Source organism: Carnobacterium maltaromaticum DSM 20342 (assembly GCF_000744945.1).
Classification (GTDB): domain Bacteria; phylum Bacillota; class Bacilli; order Lactobacillales; family Carnobacteriaceae; genus Carnobacterium; species Carnobacterium maltaromaticum.
In genome coordinates this window covers 2,583,675-2,603,461 of sequence record NZ_JQMX01000001.1, presented here as the reverse complement: position 1 = coordinate 2,603,461, position 19,787 = coordinate 2,583,675, and the positions used below count along the sequence as shown (strand labels likewise).

Genomic DNA, 19,787 nt, shown 5'->3' with positions numbered 1-19,787 from the left:
CTTAGAAAGGAGGTGATCCAGCCGCACCTTCCGATACGGCTACCTTGTTACGACTTCACCCCAATTATCTATCCCACCTTAGACGGCTGGCTCCTAAAAGGTTACCTCACCGGCTTCGGGTGTTACAAACTCTCGTGGTGTGACGGGCGGTGTGTACAAGACCCGGGAACGTATTCACCGCGGCGTTCTGATCCGCGATTACTAGCGATTCCGGCTTCATGTAGGCGAGTTGCAGCCTACAATCCGAACTGAGAATGGCTTTAAGAGATTAGCTTGGCCTCGCGACCTTGCGACTCGTTGTACCATCCATTGTAGCACGTGTGTAGCCCAGGTCATAAGGGGCATGATGATTTGACGTCATCCCCACCTTCCTCCGGTTTGTCACCGGCAGTCTCACTAGAGTGCCCAACTAAATGCTGGCAACTAGTAATAAGGGTTGCGCTCGTTGCGGGACTTAACCCAACATCTCACGACACGAGCTGACGACAACCATGCACCACCTGTCACTTTGTCCCCGAAGGGAAAGCTCTATCTCTAGAGTGGTCAAAGGATGTCAAGACCTGGTAAGGTTCTTCGCGTTGCTTCGAATTAAACCACATGCTCCACCGCTTGTGCGGGTCCCCGTCAATTCCTTTGAGTTTCAGCCTTGCGGCCGTACTCCCCAGGCGGAGTGCTTAATGCGTTAGCTGCAGCACTGAAGGGCGGAAACCCTCCAACACTTAGCACTCATCGTTTACGGCGTGGACTACCAGGGTATCTAATCCTGTTTGCTCCCCACGCTTTCGAGCCTCAGCGTCAGTTACAGACCAGAGAGTCGCCTTCGCCACTGGTGTTCCTCCACATATCTACGCATTTCACCGCTACACGTGGAATTCCACTCTCCTCTTCTGCACTCAAGTTCTCCAGTTTCCAATGACCCTCCCCGGTTGAGCCGGGGGCTTTCACATCAGACTTAAAGAACCGCCTGCGCTCGCTTTACGCCCAATAAATCCGGACAACGCTTGCCACCTACGTATTACCGCGGCTGCTGGCACGTAGTTAGCCGTGGCTTTCTGGTTAAATACCGTCAGGGGATGAGCAGTTACTCTCATCCTTGTTCTTCTTTAACAACAGAGTTTTACGATCCGAAAACCTTCTTCACTCACGCGGCGTTGCTCCGTCAGACTTTCGTCCATTGCGGAAGATTCCCTACTGCTGCCTCCCGTAGGAGTCTGGGCCGTGTCTCAGTCCCAGTGTGGCCGATCACCCTCTCAGGTCGGCTACGTATCATTGCCTTGGTGAGCCATTACCTCACCAACTAGCTAATACGCCGCGGGTCCATCCATTAGTGGTAGCCGAAGCCACCTTTCCTTCAAGAATCATGCGATCCCTGAAACTATGCGGTATTAGCATCCGTTTCCGAATGTTATCCCCCTCTAATGGGCAGGTTACCCACGTGTTACTCACCCGTCCGCCACTCACTTGGTTAAAGAGCAAGCTCTTCAACTTCGTGCGTTCGACTTGCATGTATTAGGCACGCCGCCAGCGTTCGTCCTGAGCCAGGATCAAACTCTCATATAAAATGATGCTTGAAGCTCATTAGTTTTTGCTAGCGAATAATTATTCACTTTCTTGCTTGTTTGACTCAACCTTGTTGAGTCATCCTACACATTTGGTTCGTCTTACTTTGTTCAGTTTTCAAAGGTCTAAGTTGTTTCGTTTGTCGTTTTGACAACTTCTATATATTAGCAAATATCTTTTCGATTGTCAACACTTTTTTAAAATTTATTTTTCGTTGAGACGCGAATACGTCGTAACGACATGTATTAATATACCAAGTATGACAAGGTTCGTCAACACTTTTTTATCTTTTTTTATCTTTTTTATTTAAAGATGAACATTAGATAAAAATACATTCTAATTTCTAAAGTTATTCCTACTAAAATACGAATTTAGCAATGTGATTAACCTTTATTGTTCGTGATAAAAACTCCTTACCAATTTATTCTTTATTTCCATAGGGTGTATATTTCCACAAAATCGTTTATTTTATTCATGAATTTACGAAAAAAATTCATTTCCAATCTAGATTATTCTTTAATTCCTCACTTTTTCCTAAAAAATTCTGCTATATTTCATTCTTTTTAAAAGAATTAACTAGCGTAAAATTAAAGTCAACCGAAGCTTTTTATTTTTTTATTGCATCTATTTTAATTTTTAACTAGCATTCTCTATTTTTGAATTTTTATGCAAACGCATTCAGTAAGGAATAAGAAGCAACCAACTTTTATATAAAACAAAAAAGTATAATCACCTTAACTTACTCAGGCAATTATACTTCATTACATCTAGCTCATTTATTTAGTTGATTTTTGTTTTCGATAATTGATAAACAATATGACTGCAAAAATGATAGCTATAACTAGTAACCCAATCAAACAGATATCAATTAATAACGAATTTGTATCCCTAGTAAAAAAATACAATACTAAGAAAAGAATAATTAAAGTTGAGTAAATTGAGCTAAGCATACTAAAAACTTTCTTTTGATCCATATTTTTCACGGTTATTGCCACTCCTTTATCAGATTGGTACCATTAGCATACCGTAATCTTATTTTGATAGCAAATAAAATTACTCTTTTTCTTTCTAGCTTTAAAATAGGTCATTCCCAATGCTATCTTTAGTTCTATTTAGCTGTTTACGCATCTCTTTACCCACCAGTTCAATCGTATACAACGCTGGCAATTGCGAGGTGATATTTGCCTCTTGAAATTGTTCTTTATTTATATAGTAGGAAATGTTTGCATCTGATAGTCTAGCAATGGTGGACTTAGCGCTGTTGGTTATAGATATAACCTTTATATTTTGCATTTTTAAGTGATGAATATTTTTAATTATTTCTTTGTTCTCACCATCAACTGAAACTATAAACAAACAAGATTTTTTAGATACTTGGTTCGACAGATAATATAATGGATGATTAAATAAATCATCTATATGGATCGACATGAGAAATAATGAAGAAAAATATAAAGCTCCATACTCTGCCATCAGCTTCGATGATCCAACTCCAACAAAAATAACCAGTTCCGATTCAGCTAAAATCGTTACAACTTCTTGAACGGAACGCTGAAACTCAGGTTGTGCTGTTCGGTTCAAAAAATCAATATATGTCGTCTCATCTGTCGTATCAATTGGAATTTGTTTTTGATTTTTACGAAACATTCGCAACTTAATTCTAAATTCAGCGAAACCCTGACAGTCAAATTTGCGACAAAAACGCAAGATGGTGGTCGTACTATAATGAACTTCATCTGCTAAATCACGAATTCTCATAAAAATAACTTTATCAATGTTCCCGCTGATATAATGATAGATCTCCATTTCAGTATCATTTAATTCCACCGTTTTATCCAAAAACAACATATTTTATTCCCCCTAGCTTACTCCAGTATTTTAACATGTAACAAGGCGTAACGTAAAGGTAACGCTTTCCTTTCCTTAGTAATGAATCTCCTTATCTTTAATACACCTGTTAAAAGGGTATTTTAAACATTATAATGATTTGTGTAAAGCGCTTTACTTGTTGCTACACTTATATTATTTTAACTATGGAGGTTTAATGATGCAAGGATTAATGAATTGGTTAGAGAAGTATATCATTCCTATTGCTGCTAAAATCGGGAATGAAAAACATTTAGTTGCGTTACGTGATGGTTTTATCGGAACTATGCCAGCGACCATGGCTGGATCGATTGCCGTCTTATTAAATGCTTTTTTACGTGACTTCCCGACTACTTGGGGTTGGACTGGTTTTGTCACTGCGATGGAACCAATTATTGGCATTAATGGGTATGTTTGGCTTGGTAGCTTAGCTATTGTTGCAGTGATCTTCGCAGTTGCGCTTGGCTATAATTTAGCAAAAGTTTATCATGTCGATCCTTTGTCCGGAGCTGTCGTGGCTTTAGCTGCTTTTTTTATGGGCTTAACTCAAACTGCAACAACAAATTTAGCTCTGTCAGAAAAAATACCTGGTAACATGGTAAAATTGATTAATGAAGCTGGCGGTAGTGTTACTGATGGAAATACTATCGTCACTAGCGCTTGGGGCTTTTTTAACTTCGACGCACATATGGGCGGATCAGGATTATTTACAGCGATTATCTTTGGTTTTATTTCAGTAGTAATTTTTTCAAAATTAATGTTAGCAAATATCACAATTAAAATGCCTGATTCTGTTCCACCAGCTGTGGCAAAAGCTTTCGCTGCTATTATTCCAGCTTGCGTAGCTTTATATACCTGCGGACTCATCAATTATGGGTTTTCTAAATTAACTGGTATGCCGATGATTGACTGGATTACATCTACCATTCAAGAACCTCTTCTAAACTTATCTCAAGGTTTCGGGGCCGTTTTACTCATTGTTTTCCTAGTTCATTTGCTATGGTTCTTTGGGATTCATGGAGATAACGTCATGGCTCCAGTTCTATCTACTATTTGGGGAAATACCATGAATCAAAATATGAATGCTTTTCAAAATGGCCAAGACATCCCCTACAAATGGGTTTCAGGAACGTTCCAAGCTTTCGTTTGGCCAGGCGGGTCTGGCGCAACATTAATGCTAATTGTTGCAATCTTTGTTTTTTCTAAGCGTCCAGATTCAAGAGCTGTAGCAAATTTAAGTATTGGACCAGGAATTTTTAATATTAATGAACCTGTTATGTTCGGTATGCCGATTGTTTTGAATCCTCTTTACATGATTCCTGTCATTCTAGCTCCTTGTGTTATGGCTGGTGTAGCTTACTTTGCTACCATGACTGGCCTAGTCGCACCTGTAGTTGTTAGTGTCATTTGGGTCATGCCACCAATTGTTAATGGCTTCCTAGCGACTGGTGGCGATTGGCGTGCGATTATTCTTTCGATTGTTAATCTAGCAATTGCTTTCGTCATCTGGGCACCTTTCGTTATCGCTGCTAATAAAATAAAACTAGAAGATGTTGATTAATTTAAAAAAATAAAAAATACCGACTTAAACCTTTTGTAAAAGTTTAAGTCGGTATTTTAGTTAATCAAATTATAAAATTTCGTAATCTTCTTTCTGCATTGGCTCAACAACTCCTAATAGATAGCCATTTCCAACTTGTGAGAAGAAATCATGGTTACTTGTTCCAGCAGACATTCCATTCATAACAATTGGATTAACATCTTCTGCTGTATCAGGGAATAATGGTGCCATACCTAAATTCATTAAGGCTTTGTTTCCATTATAACGTAAATAAACTTTAACTTCTTCAGTCCAACCAACTGTATCATATAATAATTCTGTATACTTCACTTCATTTTCATAAAGTTTATACAATAATTCATAAATCCAGCCTTGTAAACTTTTTTGTTCATCTTCTGATAACTCATTGAAACCTAGTTGGAATTTATAACCGATATACGTACCATGGACAGATTCGTCACGGATAATCAATTTAATGATTTCAGCAACGTTAGGCAATTTGTTAATTCCTAGATAGTATAACGGTGTGTAGAAACCAGAATAGAATAAGAAAGTTTCCAAGAAGACACTTGCTACCTTCTTTTGTAATGGCGAGCCTGTTTGATAAATATCATTCATAATCGCTGCTTTTTCTTGCAAATAAACATTTGAATTCGTCCAGTTGAAAATCTCTTCTATTTCTCTAGGCGTATTTAATGTACTAAATATAGAAGAATAGCTCTTAGCATGTACAGATTCCATAAATTGAATATTATTTAATACAGCTTCTTCATGAGGCGAACGGACATCTTGACGTAAAGCTGAGATTCCATCTTGTGATTGAAGCGTATCTAATAAAGTTAATCCACCAAAAACGCGTTCTACTAAAGTTTTTTCAATACTTGATAGGTTACGCCAATCATCTAAATCATTTGAGATTGGAATTCGTGTATCTAACCAAAATTGTTCTGTTAATTTTTCCCATGTCTTTTTATCAAGAATATCTTCAAAACTATTCCAATTTATCGCCGCATATTGTTCTGATTCAGTCATCGTCTAAAATCCCTTCTATCTTGAAAAATAGCGCAGTTTAACGTGCGCTATTTCAACTTTTATTTAATCTTATATCGAGCAACTTTCACATGCATTACTACCGATTTCATCTGTATCATCTGTAAAGGTACGAATATAATAGATTGATTTACAACCTTTATGGTAAGCATAGTTACGTAAGATACTTAGATCTCTTGTAGTTTGCTTCTCATTTTCGCCTTTCCATTCATATAAACCTGCTGGAATTGTTGAGCGCATAAACAAGGTTAAGCTCATTCCTTGATCAATATGTTGTTGAGCAGCTGCATAAACATCGATTACTTTACGCATGTCCATATCGTAGGCTGATTTATAATAAGGCATTGTTTCATCTGATAAGAATGGTGCTGGATAATACGTTTTACCCGTTTTCTTTTCTTGACGCTCTTCAATTCTTTGCGTAATTGGGTGTAAACTAGCACTAGTTTCGTTCACATAAGAAATAGAACCATTTGGTGCTACCGCTAAACGGTTTTGATTGTATAAGCCAAATTCTTTAACATTATCACGTAATTTTTCCCAGTCTTCTGTGGTTGGAATAAATATACCTTCAAATAATTCGCGGACACGTTGAGACTCAGGTTGCCATTCTTTTTCGATATATTTGTCGAAGTACTCACCTGTTGCGTATTTAGACTCTGCAAAATCAACAAAAGTCTCATTGCGCTCTTTAGCAATATTATTACTTTCAACTAATGTCCAGTAATTTAATAATAAGAAATAAATATTAATGAAATCAACTGATTCCGGTGAGCCATAATGGATTTGATTCATAGCTAAATACGTATGCAGTCCCATTGCTCCTAAACCAATTGTATGAGCTTGATCATTACCTTTTTTAACAGAAGGAACTACTGCAACAGATGAACTGTCTGTAATAAATGTCAGTGCACGAGTCATTGTTCGAACAGAACGGCCAAAATCTGGTGAAGCCATTAGATTCACAATATTACTTGAACCTAAATTACAGCTAATATCTGTTCCAATTTCTTCATAGCTTTGGTCATCATTAATAATAGAAGGTTTTTGAACTTGTAAAATTTCTGAACATAGGTTACTCATCAAGATTTTCCCTTTAATTGGATTGCTACGGTTAGCAGCATCAATATTAATCACATAAGGATAACCTGATTCTTGTTGCAATTTACTGATTTCTATTTCTAAGTCACGTGCTTTAATCTTAGATTTTTTAATATCAGGATTATTCACTAACTCGTCATATTTTTCTGTGATATCAATATACGAGAAAGGCTCTCCGTAGATACGCTCAACATCGTATGGGCTAAATAGATACATATAATCATCATTTTTAGCCAATTCATAAAATTTGTCTGGAACAACTAATCCAAGAGACAATGTTTTAACACGAACTTTTTCATCCGCATTTTCTTTTTTAGTTGCTAAAAATGCGACAACGTCTGGATGGAAAACACTTAGATACACAGCTCCTGCTCCTTGACGTTGGCCTAGTTGGTTACTGTATGAAAAGCTATCTTCTAATAATTTCATAACTGGAACTACGCCACTTGCTGCGCCTTCATAGCCTTTGATTGGGTCTCCAGCAGCACGCAAGTTAGAAAGTGAAATCCCTACGCCTCCACCGATTCTTGATAATTGTAGGGCGCTGTTAATACCACGACCAATACTATTCATATCATCAGTTAATTGTAGCAAGAAACACGAAACTAATTCACCACGACGCTTACGCCCAGCATTTAAGAATGAAGGTGTTGCAGGTTGGTAACGTTGTGTAATCATTTCTTCAGCTAAATCCATTGCTAGTTCTTCATTGCCATCGGCAAAATAAAGTGCATTAAACGCAATTCTATCTTCATAACGCTCTAAATAGCGTTGATTATCATTCGTTTTCAAAGCATATTGAGTATAAAATTTATGAGCTCCCATAAATGAACGGAAACGGAATTTATGATCGTAGGTTTTTTGGAATAATTTCTTGATAAATTCAAATGAATACTTAGAAATAAACTCTTCTTCAATATAATCATTTTCTAGTAAGTAGTCCAATTTTTCTCTTAATGTATGAAAAAAAACAGTGTTTGGATTTACATGCTCCAAAAAGTAAGCACGAGCGGCTTCTTTATCTTTGTGCATGGGTATTTTTCCATTCACTGGAATATTTAATTGATTATTTAATTTAAAATAGCTAGGGTTGTTTTGTTCTTTAGGAATTTTTGTTATGTTCAAGTTTATCAACCTCTTTCTTAAAGTTAATGACATCTAAGTCTGTTCCACTAAATTCAAATGCAAATAGCATTGGAACGTTGTATTTTTTTGCTAAATCTTTTGCTGTAAAGACAAAAAGATTGGCGAAGTTTAGGTTTCCACCACCCGCTACGCCTTTCAAGTGCATTTGATTATCACTATACTCGATAAAATCATTAATCAATTCGGTTACTTCGATGTCATAAGTAGGGGCCACTACGACATAGTCCTCTTCAATACGATAAAAAGGATTTGTTTCAGTGACCTCATAGCTATCTAAGTCTAATTTTTTTACAAAACGTCTGGTTTGTCCGGTTAAGGAAAAATAAACGATTTTCATAATTAGATTGCTTTCAATTCTTTTAGACGTTCTGGTTGGAAACCAACGATTGGTTCAATTCCTTCCACCATTACTACAGGAACACTCATATAGCCAAGATCTTTTAAATAATTTAAATGGCTTTCGTCTTCCATAATATTCTTTTCGTGGAACTCTATATTTTCATTTTTTAACAAAAACTTTGTCATGTCACATTGTGGACAATTTGGTTTACTATATAAGTGGATTTTATTCATTTTTACTGCCTCCATTTTGTTAAATAATTGTTTTTTTATATCGACAAGATTCATTATAAGCCATCTCACAACTAAACACAACATATAGATACGCTACTTGCAAACTTTATTAAAAAACACCATATATAGTCGTTTAGAAAAACTTAAGAAACCCTATTATAGCTTAGACAATTGCCGATTTGCAACTTATTCGCTCAAAAATTTTAACCTTTTTTCTTCATTTTACTATTGACTTTTTAGCTATTTAAATTTCTAACTTTTTCCTACAATTAATCCAACACTTTTCGTACATTTACAACTAGCTATTTCCAATCATTCCGTTGCTAAAAATAAGTTATTTTGATAATTAATGACTGGCACATCTCCACTGTCGATTAAAGCGTAAAGATAGCCTTCTTTTTCAACGTTGACTTCCAATTCCGATCCTAAGCGATCTGGAGCAATGACTGTCACACGTTCATAAGGATTTCCCTCTTTTGAATAATAACTAAAATCAAACTCTGAGAATTTCGCGATTGCCGTTGAATTTTCTGGTGCGACAATCTTACACTTCAAACGATTCAAGATATATTCTTTACCTGCTGGCGCCACAGGATTAAACTGATTTTCACCAACTAATAAACGCCACGCCTCTTCTCCACGAATGGAGTTTAAAACAGTAACCTCCAATTCAGCAGGAAAAAAAGTCATCGTGTTTAAATCTAAAAAATTTGCTGCCACTCTTACTGGTTGTGAAAACGGCTGTGGATTTTCTTGTGTTCCTGTTTTTTCTGGGACTTCATCTTTTTCAATCGACTGTTCAGGGGTATTTAAAATAAGTTGATTTTGGTCAGCATTAACTTCAGTCTTGAAAGTACTCTCTGAGCTAGCTTTGAATCTGTTTTCTGAATAGAATGGCAGTGTCAAACCTACCATTAAACTTACTAAACCAAAACAAATCACAAAAATCAAGCGTTTAGCTAGGCGTTTCTTCAACATTTTTTGAGTCTGATTCCATCTCAACTGCGCTTTTCGTTGGCGTGTATTGGGCTTTTTAGTCATCAACCGTTTGATTTTTTTCTTCAACTGAATATGTAAACAAAGAGAGAGGACAAATAGACTAAGAGAGAAAATCAATAGAGCACTTATTATTATTTTTTCCATCTAACCATCCTCCTATTTACTCTAACTCTATTTGAATTCAAATTAAAAAGTACTTTTCACCACAACTAACGGAAAAGTACCCTTTGCTTCTTAAATCTCGGTAGATCCTTCAACAATTCCTTTTTGCATATCAATCTGAATGATCCCCAGATATTCTTCTTCATAACTGTAAACTTCAACTTCTAGCGGGTATTTATTATTTCTTAACTTCCACACAGTTGCGCATTTTAATTGGCTTTCTGGCTCTACCAGCTCAAAAGTATTATTTAATAGAGTTAAATCTTCTTCATCTAGTAACCCATCATAAATATCAGCTTCATAAAGCTCTGTATCCCCGTCTGCTATTTTACTCGTTTGATAAGCATCCATATAGAGGTCATATGGTGAAATTTCTTCTTCACTACTATTAACAAATTCATAATAGATCATCAAAGCCGGCATATTCTCGCTATCTCGAATTACTTTATACCCCGTCACTCGAACACTGTACTCCTCACCTTCTACAACTTGATCCATCTCTACCTTTTTATCATAAGTAAAATCTTTAGAAACATCATGCTCTGCTTCTTTTCTCATTCCACAACCGACTAGCAGTAAGAGTCCCAACATCAAAGCAAAAATGTTGATTTTCCTCCATTTTTTCAATGTCTTCTTCCTCCTCCAGTTCCAAATTTTGCAAATAAAAACAAAAAACGAACGTTACTTGAACAGTATACCATATTTTTATTTCAATGTTTGCTTTTATTCTTTTCTTTTTTACACAAATTAAGAATAACTAAATAGCTTTTGGACAGACTTATTATGTATTGATCTTAAAGACAAAAAAAAGAGACAGTGCGCCATTGCACTCTCCTTCTAAGCTTCTTTTAAATGGCCATTTTCCATGATCCATTCTGTCGGCTCTCCCGATTGATTTAAAATGTTTGCTTCGACTAAAATTTGATAAAGCGATTTATTGTGTGTTTTTACTCCTTGCTCTTTCAAATCTGCATCTGCCTGTATGATAAACTTTGGGTACGATAAAATATTGTTCTTTTTACTAATAAGCGTCACCTTCCCTTCTCTATATAGAATACCTTGTTTTATCAGTAATTACAAGTTTTTGCCCCCTCTAATTCCAATCAGGCTAAGCACATTTATCTGACCTAGCCTGATTTTCTTTATAGTAAATTCAATTTAATGTAGCTGGAAGAGGTAAAAGAACTTTTAGTAAAAACCAATTATTTTTTACAGAAACATTCATATTCCCTTCATACTTCCCAGCGATATAATCAATGCTTTTTAATCCATATCCATGGTAATCTTTATTTGTTTTAGTTGTTTCAGGCAGCCCTTCTGAAAGTTCATCTAGGTCTGGAACATAGTTTTCCACCAAAATGATGACAAAATCACCCCTTTTTGAGACGCGTAAATTCACTAGTCTTTGCTCTAGTTCAGCATTTCTTAAAACAGCTTCAATTGCATTATCAAGAGCATTCCCAAACAAGCTACAAATATCCATAGTATCTAGAAAACTAAGTAATTTCCCTTCCACGATACAAGTAAAACGAATATCTTGTTCTAGACAATAACTATTTTTCCGTGACAAAATAGTATCTAAAATTCCATTTCCTGTATGAATATCAGAACTAAATGTATTAATCGCCTTCGTCATTTCTTCAAGATAAGCTTCTTTCTTCTCGATATTTTCTTCTGAACGAATTGTTTCAATTTGATGTTTTAAATCATGGACTTTCCGTTCAATCAAACTAGCACTTTCTTTATAAGCAACATATTGTTCATAATGATTTTGAAAGATATTATTAACTGCCTTCAATTCATTTTGTAAATGGTGTTCATATTGTTGGTTCTCTTGCATATATAAAATACAGATACCACAAAAATTAATTAATGATCGTATCAAAAAAACGGACAATGGATCACCAAAAGAGTATTCTGTTCTTGAGATGATAAAACCGATATTACTAATAGAAAAAATAATCACTGCAGTTAACATCGCAATAAAGACATTTTTATTTTGAATAGTTAAATTCACATCTGTTCGCTCTACTCTTTTTTCAACCAAAAACACAGTAGTTAGAATTATTGCATATAGCAAAACAGGGAACCAAATGGAAATAAATGCCCCTTTAGCCACACGATTCAAAATTAGCTGACAATACATCTGCCAAGTAAATGATGCTGTGAATTCTGCGACAATAAAGGCTTTTGCACAAAGATAGCTAGCATTTTTCAAACTAATTTTACTACTGACGACAATTGTTAAGAACATCCAGCAAACATTGACAACCATACCGGGAATCCATAAAGGCAAGGGCCATGAACCAACCATCATTTGCAGCGCATATTGCCCAACGCCCATTAACAAAACTAAGAATTGCCAACGCTCTCTTTTAGCAGCCAGAGGAAAAATAAACACTACACAAGTCAACCACTCAGCCAAAGCCCTATAGTGCCTAGGAATATTGGGTAAAACTTCTTGGATCAACTTACTCGCCTCCAATATAAGCTGTTAAAGCTTCTAAGAACTCTTTTTTCCGAGGACGACTGATTTGTAAATTATAGTGACCGACTTTAGCCGTACTTTTTTCAATACCTGTAACATATTTCAAGTTAACTAAGTAACAGTTATTGCAACGAAAGAAATCTTCTTCCAATAACTTTTTTTCCATATTTTTCATAGATTCTAGCAGTGTAAAGGTTTGCTCATGGGTATGGATTTTAAGATAGTGACCCTCACTTTCAATAAAAAAAAGTTCACTTAATTTAATTTTTGTAAAACCGCTTCCAGCTTTAATTGTTAGATATTTTTGTTCATTATGATTCAATCTCTTTTGTATTTTTTTAAAATGCTCACTAAAATTAAAATAACTTAATGGTTTAAGCAAAAAGTCAGTCGCATTGACAGTGTATCCTTCAATTGCCCATTGCACATAATTCGTAACAAAAACAATTAATACTTCTTCGTCAATTTGTCTAATCTTTTTTGCTGCAGTCATGCCATCCATTAACTCCATTTCAACATCAAAATAAATAATGTCATAGTTGTTTTTAAAGGAATTAACTAATGCTAATCCATCAGGATAGTAATCAATTGTGCCGATTAAATTATGGGCTTTAAAAAAAGAGTCAATATGCTGTTTTAATGTTAAATAGTTCGCCTCATTATCCTCCACAATTGCAATTTTCATTGATTTCCGACCCTTTCTCTATTTAGTCTACAGAATTATTGGATGACGTTAGTATAACAAAATTAGTTCAAATGTGCTAGATGTCAATTTCCAGTTATTTCCCCTTCAATTTTTAGCAATTTTTGGGTATTTCAACAGCCCATGACAGAACATGAAGGAAATCTTTCAAATTATGCACGCTTAATTGCAACCGTTTCCGCCAATGCTATACTGAATTTAATTATATCTTTCCACCCTAGCGTAATCTTATTGCTAAGGGATTATAAAAGTTAATTTATCGATAGAGAGGGCTAACAATGAACAATACAGAGTTAATTAATAAAATGACACTGCAACAAAAGGCTTTTTTTATGTCTGGCAAAAGCACTTGGGAGACTGTTTCTTATGAAGAACTAGGCATTCCATCTATTTTTCTATCTGACGGTCCCCACGGTTTGCGCAAACAAGAAGGAGCTGCTGATCACTTGGGCTTAAATGCCAGTTTAAAAGCAACTTGTTTTCCGACAGCAGCCACTATTGCTAATAGTTGGGATGAAGAGTTAGGTGAAGAAATTGGGAGGAGCCTAGGCGCAGAAGCTCGTAATAGTGATGTCCATGTGGTTTTAGGGCCCGGTTTAAATATCAAACGCAACCCTCTTTGTGGACGTAATTTTGAATATTTCAGTGAAGATCCCTATCAAGCTGGGAAAATGGCGGCTGCCTATACACGCGGAATCCAAGAAAACGGTGTGGTTGCTTGTCCTAAACACTTTGCTGCAAATAGTCAAGAAACTAGACGGATGACCGTTGATTCTATTATAGATGAGCGCACTCTCCATGAAATTTATTTAACTGGATTTGAAATTGCCGTCACAGAAGGCAAGGCTAAGTCAATAATGTCTGCCTATAATAAAGTCAATGGCGTCTATGTCAATGAGGATAAAGAATTGCTACGTGACATCTTAGTAGATAAATGGGGATTTTCAGGATTTGTTGTCTCTGACTGGGGTGGGAGCAATGACCATGTCCTTGGAGTAAAAAATGGCAGTCATTTAGAAATGCCCTCAACTGGAGTAAACGGTGCAGCAGAAATTGTTGCTGCGGTTCAAAATGGGCAGCTTTCTGAAGCTATTTTAGACGAACGTGTCGATGAACTACTCACGATAATTTTAGAGACTAGTAGACATGCTACAAATAAAAGTGAGCGTACTTTCAAGCTGCATCATGAAGTTGCAAAAAAAGCAGCTCGTGAAAGCATTGTTTTGTTAAAAAATGAAGAAAATATTCTTCCGCTTCAAGCAGATGAGTCCATCGCCATTATTGGGGATTTCGCCCAAACACCAAGATATCAAGGAGCTGGGTCTTCAGTTGTTAACCCAACAAAATTAGATTCGACACTAGAGCTAATCGACTCCTATCCGCTTAATTTTAAAGGTTATGCTCAAGGATATAAACGTAGTTCCACTAGTGATCAGTCTTTGATTTCAGAAGCTGTTGCTTTAGCGAAAAAAGTCGACACCGTTTTACTTTATGTTGGCTTGGATGAGATTAGCGAATCAGAGGGATTAGATCGTACGACTTTATCTTTGCCAGAAAATCAATTAGCTTTAATCGCAGCTATCGCAGAGGTAAATCCACAAATTGTAACCATTTTATCAGCTGGATCCGTCATTGATATGAGTTGGGATACAGCGAGCAAAGGTGTGCTCCATGGTTATTTAGCTGGACAAGCTGGTGCCGGCGCTATGCTGGATATTTTAACAGGAAAGTACTCACCTAGCGGAAAATTAAGTGAGACTTATCCAGTGGACTATTGGGATTTGCCTTCTGCTAAAGATTACCCTAGCTCAACAAATCAAGCTATTTATCAGGAAGGTCCTTACATTGGCTATCGTTATTTTGAAACAGCCAATAAAAGCGTCAAATACCCTTTTGGATTTGGATTAAGTTATACAGATTTTGAGTATTCTGATTTACAAATTTCTGAAACTGGCATCAGTTGTCTCATTAAAAACAGTGGCACAGTTGCTGGTGCAGAAATTGTTCAGTTCTATGTGTCTTGTCAATCTGATGCTATCTATCGACCAAGCAAGGAGCTAAAAGGATTTAAAAAACTGTTTTTAGAGGTTGGCGAAGAACAGTTGGTGGAACTACCTTTTGATGATAAAACATTTAGATATTATAATACTGCAACTAAAGCATGGGAGATCGAATCTGGAACGTATCATCTGCTAGTTGGAACAAATGTCCAAGATATCCGCTTAACCGGTTCAATTTATCAATCGGGTAAGCAAGTTCCGCTTCCATATAACCCTACTGCTATTTCTTCCTATTTTACTGCTGCGGTTGAAAATTCCTCAATGAGCGAGTTTGAGCTCATACTTGGTCGAGCAGTACGCTTAACTCCTTTTACAAAAGGACAAACTCTAACAATCAATGATTCTATTAGCCAACTTGCTTATGCCAAAAGCTGGCTAGCTCGTGCTGTTTATCAGATTTTAAATCGTATTTTAAAACAGAGCAAGAAAAAAGGGAAACCCAATCTTAATGTTTTGTTTATCTATAATATGACATTTAGAGCCGTGAGTAAAATGACCGATGGACTGATGAGTTTTGCAATGATGGAAGGATTAATGGTCATGATTAATGGTCGTTTTTGGTTTGGTACAAAACAATTACTAAAAGCAACACGAATGAACCGCAAACGACAAAAACAAGGTATTTAACTATAAGACTAACGATTAAAGGTGATGAAGACTTGGAAACTAAAAAACAGTGGGGACTTGTAACGGCTATTAAAAACTTTAAAGCCAAGCACCCTGACTTATTTGAATTTATCTTGTTTAATATTATGAGTAACGTTGCTACTATTGTAAATTTCATTGTTTTATGGATTGGAACTGGATTTTTATTCTCTCAGTTAGCTGGCATCAATTTCCATTGGTTTATATTTAACTATTCAACCGCTGAAGGTGGTTTAAGTAGCTTTTTAAGCTTCCTGTTGGCTTATGTTTGTGCACAAATCGTCAATTTTTTTGTCCAACGAAAATTTGTTTTTTTAGCAACGATTGAAATTCGAAAAGTCTTGCCACTCTATATTTTAACAGTTGTTTTTGCTGGATTGATTTCTGTCTGGCTACCACCACATATTATTAAGTTAACACAACCTTTTATTCACGGATTGGCTCCTACTTTAGCAAATGTCGTCAATATTGTTTTACAAGTTGTGATTAACTATCCAATGATGAAGTTTAAAATCATGAAAAAGGAGTAAAAAATGAAAGCTTTGAGTGTTGTTGTCCCCTGTTATAATTCAGAAAATTATATGAAGCATTGTCTAGATTCTTTATTAGTCGGGGGTACAGATATTGAAATTATTATTGTCAATGACGGTTCTACTGACCAAACTGCTACTATCGCTCAACAGTATCAAGAGCGTTTTTCAACTGTCATTAAAGTTATTCACCAAGAAAATGGCGGTCATGGCATGGCCGTTACTTCTGGAATACAGCAGGCGACCGGTCGTTACATTAAAATTGTAGACAGCGATGATTGGGTCGATGCTGAAGCACTGCATTCGGTCTTAACTTTCATAAATAATCAATCTGCAATGAATGAAGTTGATTTGATTATTAATAATTATGTCTATGAAAAAGTCGGGGCTCGTTATAAAAAACGGATTCACTATGCTTCAGCTTTACCAGTTAACCGAGAATTTTCTTGGGATGAGGTGAAGTTACCTGTTGGAAAATATTTGTTGATGCATGCACTTATTTATCACAGAAGTGTGTTACAAAAAAGCAAGTTAACCTTACCAAAGCACACTTTTTATGTCGATAATCTTTACGCTTTTGAACCCTTACCCTTTGTAAAGAAAATGTATTACCTAGATGTTGATTTATACCGCTATTTTATCGGGCGCAACGATCAGTCCGTCAATGAACAAGTCATGATTGCACGTATTGATCAACAGCTATTTGTCAATCGACGTATGATTGACTTCTATACAAATTTGCCTGAGATTGATAATGATCAACGCAATTATATGCGTCAGTATTTAGAGATTATCACAACGGTATCTTCCGTTCTCTTAATTAAAGAAGGATCTGTTGAAAACTTAGCTAAAAAAGCAACTTTATGGAAATATATTGCTGAACAGAATCATCCCCTTTATCGAGAACTGCGCAAAAGCTTAATTGGCTACAGCGTCAATCTTCCTGGAAAAACGGGACGCTATACAGTTATAGGTGTTTATCGTGTCTTGCAAAAAATATATGGATTTAATTAAACCGGCTGGAAGGAGCGTATTATGACAGAAAAATTCGATTATCTAGTTGTTGGGTCAGGGTTGTTTGGAGCTGTATTTGCCTATGAAGCAGCTCAACGTGGCTTCAAAGTAAAAGTAATTGAAAAACGTGAGCACATCGCTGGCAATATTTATACAGAACGCATTGCAGATATTGACGTTCATCGCTACGGTGCTCATATTTTCCATACTAATAATGAAACGATTTGGCAATACATGTCTCAATTTACCGCCTTTAATCATTTTGTTAATGCACCCATCGCTAACTATCAGGGAAAGCTATATAATTTACCTTTTAATATGAATACTTTCTATCAACTATGGGGGACTCGGACACCGCAAGAAGCCCAAGATAAAATTGCTGAACAACGGAAAATTCTAGGAACTAAAATACCCGAGAATCTTGAAGAACAAGCAATTGCGTTGGTTGGTACTGATATTTATACTACCTTAATTAAAGACTACACTAAAAAACAATGGGGAAAAGACCCAAAAGAATTGCCAGCATTCATCATAAAACGTTTGCCTGTTCGTTTTACCTTTGATAACAACTACTTTTCAGATAAGTATCAAGGTATTCCCGTAGATGGGTATACAGCGATTATCGAAAAAATGCTCGCATCTGATGCTATTCAGGTCGAAACAAAGACAGATTTTTTTGCAGATAAGGAGATGTATTTATCTACTTATCCTAAAATTATTTATACGGGAATGATTGATGAATTTTTTGACTACCAACTAGGTATTTTAGAGTATCGCTCTTTGCGTTTTGAAACTACACTTTTACCAGAAACGGCTAACTACCAAGGCAATGCCGTCGTCAATTATACTGATGCCGCTACCCCGTATACACGAATTATTGAACATAAGCATTTTAACTTTGGAGAACAGCCCGAAACCATTATCACAAAAGAATATTCTACAGCTTGGCACAAAGGGGATGATGCTTACTATCCTGTGAATGACCAAGTCAATAATCAGTTGTATAAACGCTATGTTCAATTGGCAAAAAACGAACCGACTGTCACATTTGGTGGACGCTTAGGTACCTATCAATACCTAAATATGGATCAAATTGTAGCCAGTGCTTTAGCGCTGGTTAAGCGAGAGTTCCAACAAGAAAATAGATAATTTTGCTAAATTATAGGAAGACATTTAAACAATCTAAGCTTCACTATTCATCCTTTAATAATTACTGGCTTTAAGATACGTCCGCGCCGTAACTTAGCTTAGTATCCACTGGATGTTGGATATGGATAAATTAATCTACACAGATGAATCAAGTGATTTCTGCTACTATCTGAGGACAAAAAAAAGAGCATGAGAAAGACTCAAGCTCTTTTTGCTCTATTTTCAACATTACTTAAGAATAAAATGCAAAATAAATGCTAGGCCAAACCATCCTACTAGACTGATGCCTATCACGATTAGCCAACCAAAAATATTTTGCTCCAAGGGTAAAGGCATATTCATACCGAAATAACCTGTTACAATGGTTGGTACAGTTAATAAAAGCGATAAGACTGTTAGTATTTTCATGGTGTCATTTAGATTATTATTTAGAATATTGTTATATGTGCCAGATAATTGTTGAAGGACTTGTGCCGTTAATTGAGTCATTTCAACTAATTGCTTGGCTTCAATCAGCGTATCCTCAAGTTGCTCGCTTTCTTCTTCATTTAATCGTCGATAGATGGCGTTCGTTTTTATCTGTTCCAATAAAACTGCATTTTGCTTTGTCCCAGAGATAAAATAAGTTGTCCCTGTTTCTAAATCAGATAGTGCAAGTAAATTTTTCTTTGTCGTTTTTTGTTTTAGCATATCATTAATATAGTTTCGTTCTTTATTCATTTCCTCAATTAATGGAAAGTAATTATCTGAAATAATAAATAAACTAGCGAAAAGGAATTTAAATACCGAATCTGTAGGATTTTTTTCAAGGTATCTTTCCATTTGTGGAATAATATACTCATTTGTATGATTGGATATCGTTAGTAGACGTTGATTTTGGATTAAGAAGGTCATTGGTGCTGTTTCATAATATTGATTCTGCCCCTTTTTTTTAGGAACATTATAAATCAATGTAAAAGCATCAACCTCATCATCATAGTCCGCACGTGCTCGCTCATTTCTGTCCAATGCGTATGAAATCAGTTCACTATCAATTCCATATTGTTTATATAAATCTGAATCATTTCCAACGGTATCTGAATTTATATTAATCCAAGTATTGATTCCATTTTGAAATTTTCTTTCTGTAATCATCAAAAATCCCTCCTTTTTTGTAATGCTTCTCGTATCAAAGTCTAAT

The 19,787-nt window shown here is 35.9% G+C and carries 16 protein-coding genes and 1 rRNA gene; 5 read left to right on the top strand and 12 right to left on the bottom strand.

Going from position 1 to position 19,787, the window contains the following annotated elements:
- Positions 1-5 precede the first annotated feature (5 nt).
- Together BR77_RS12125 and BR77_RS12115 are read right to left on the bottom strand one after the other, a co-directional pair.
- Positions 6-1,560, bottom strand: a 16S ribosomal RNA gene (locus BR77_RS12125).
- Between the two features lie 1,074 nt (positions 1,561-2,634).
- On the bottom strand, positions 2,635-3,408 hold the full coding sequence (locus tag BR77_RS12115; protein WP_015077729.1) for a MurR/RpiR family transcriptional regulator: 774 nt from the start codon (positions 3,406-3,408) through the stop codon (positions 2,635-2,637).
- A 199-nt stretch (positions 3,409-3,607) separates the two neighbouring features.
- On the opposite strand from BR77_RS12115, the gene BR77_RS12110 reads away from it, so the two are divergent.
- Positions 3,608-4,987, top strand: coding sequence for a PTS sugar transporter subunit IIC (locus BR77_RS12110; RefSeq protein ID WP_016356671.1), 1,380 nt, complete (start codon positions 3,608-3,610; stop codon positions 4,985-4,987).
- Between the two features lie 69 nt (positions 4,988-5,056).
- Here the strand turns inward: BR77_RS12110 and nrdF are convergent, their stop codons facing one another.
- From nrdF to BR77_RS12065, 9 genes are all read right to left on the bottom strand, one after another.
- Positions 5,057-6,019 carry a class 1b ribonucleoside-diphosphate reductase subunit beta gene (nrdF, locus tag BR77_RS12105; protein ID WP_010052137.1) on the bottom strand — a complete coding sequence of 321 codons (963 nt, stop codon included), beginning with the start codon at positions 6,017-6,019 and terminating at the stop codon, positions 5,057-5,059.
- A 69-nt stretch (positions 6,020-6,088) separates the two neighbouring features.
- On the bottom strand, positions 6,089-8,263 hold the full coding sequence (gene nrdE / locus BR77_RS12100) for a class 1b ribonucleoside-diphosphate reductase subunit alpha (protein ID WP_015077731.1): 2,175 nt from the start codon (positions 8,261-8,263) through the stop codon (positions 6,089-6,091).
- Positions 8,241-8,621, bottom strand: coding sequence for a class Ib ribonucleoside-diphosphate reductase assembly flavoprotein NrdI (gene nrdI / locus BR77_RS12095; protein WP_010052135.1), 381 nt, complete (start codon positions 8,619-8,621; stop codon positions 8,241-8,243). The genes nrdE and nrdI overlap by 23 nt, the downstream gene beginning before the upstream one ends.
- A gap of 2 nt (positions 8,622-8,623) precedes the next feature.
- The gene (gene nrdH, locus BR77_RS12090; protein WP_010052133.1) at positions 8,624-8,857 is read right to left on the bottom strand and encodes a glutaredoxin-like protein NrdH; all 234 of its coding nucleotides are present in this window, start codon (positions 8,855-8,857) and stop codon (positions 8,624-8,626) included.
- 312 nt (positions 8,858-9,169) lie between these two features.
- Positions 9,170-10,000: a hypothetical protein gene (locus BR77_RS12085; RefSeq protein ID WP_015077732.1), complete on the bottom strand. Its 831-nt coding sequence runs from the start codon at positions 9,998-10,000 to the stop codon at positions 9,170-9,172.
- Positions 10,001-10,090: 90 nt separating this feature from the next.
- Positions 10,091-10,645 carry a DUF5067 domain-containing protein gene (locus BR77_RS12080; RefSeq protein ID WP_035065146.1) on the bottom strand — a complete coding sequence of 185 codons (555 nt, stop codon included), beginning with the start codon at positions 10,643-10,645 and terminating at the stop codon, positions 10,091-10,093.
- A 210-nt stretch (positions 10,646-10,855) separates the two neighbouring features.
- Entirely contained in the window at positions 10,856-11,053 is a 198-nt protein-coding gene (locus BR77_RS12075) for a hypothetical protein (RefSeq protein WP_010052128.1), read from the bottom strand.
- Between the two features lie 118 nt (positions 11,054-11,171).
- Positions 11,172-12,488, bottom strand: coding sequence for an ATP-binding protein (locus BR77_RS12070; RefSeq protein ID WP_015077735.1), 1,317 nt, complete (start codon positions 12,486-12,488; stop codon positions 11,172-11,174).
- A gap of 1 nt (position 12,489) precedes the next feature.
- Entirely contained in the window at positions 12,490-13,191 is a 702-nt protein-coding gene (locus BR77_RS12065; RefSeq protein WP_010052125.1) for a LytR/AlgR family response regulator transcription factor, read from the bottom strand.
- A 296-nt stretch (positions 13,192-13,487) separates the two neighbouring features.
- Here BR77_RS12065 and BR77_RS12060 point away from each other — a divergent pair, with 296 nt between their 5' ends.
- From BR77_RS12060 to glf, 4 genes are read left to right on the top strand one after another with little or no spacing between them, the layout of a single operon-like run.
- Entirely contained in the window at positions 13,488-15,896 is a 2,409-nt protein-coding gene (locus BR77_RS12060) for a glycoside hydrolase family 3 C-terminal domain-containing protein (protein ID WP_015077736.1), read from the top strand.
- A gap of 32 nt (positions 15,897-15,928) precedes the next feature.
- A complete protein-coding gene (locus tag BR77_RS12055; protein WP_035065143.1) occupies positions 15,929-16,444 on the top strand; it encodes a GtrA domain-containing protein in 516 nt (171 codons plus the stop codon).
- Positions 16,445-16,447: 3 nt separating this feature from the next.
- Positions 16,448-17,458, top strand: a complete 1,011-nt coding sequence (locus BR77_RS12050) for a glycosyltransferase family 2 protein (RefSeq protein WP_010052121.1) — start codon at positions 16,448-16,450, stop codon at positions 17,456-17,458.
- A gap of 21 nt (positions 17,459-17,479) precedes the next feature.
- The gene (gene glf, locus BR77_RS12045; protein ID WP_015077738.1) at positions 17,480-18,607 is read left to right on the top strand and encodes a UDP-galactopyranose mutase; all 1,128 of its coding nucleotides are present in this window, start codon (positions 17,480-17,482) and stop codon (positions 18,605-18,607) included.
- A gap of 228 nt (positions 18,608-18,835) precedes the next feature.
- On the opposite strand, the gene BR77_RS12040 is transcribed toward glf, so the two are convergent.
- Complete coding sequence (locus tag BR77_RS12040; protein WP_010052118.1) at positions 18,836-19,741, bottom strand: magnesium transporter CorA family protein; 906 nt, start codon at positions 19,739-19,741, stop codon at positions 18,836-18,838.
- Positions 19,742-19,787 lie beyond the last annotated feature (46 nt).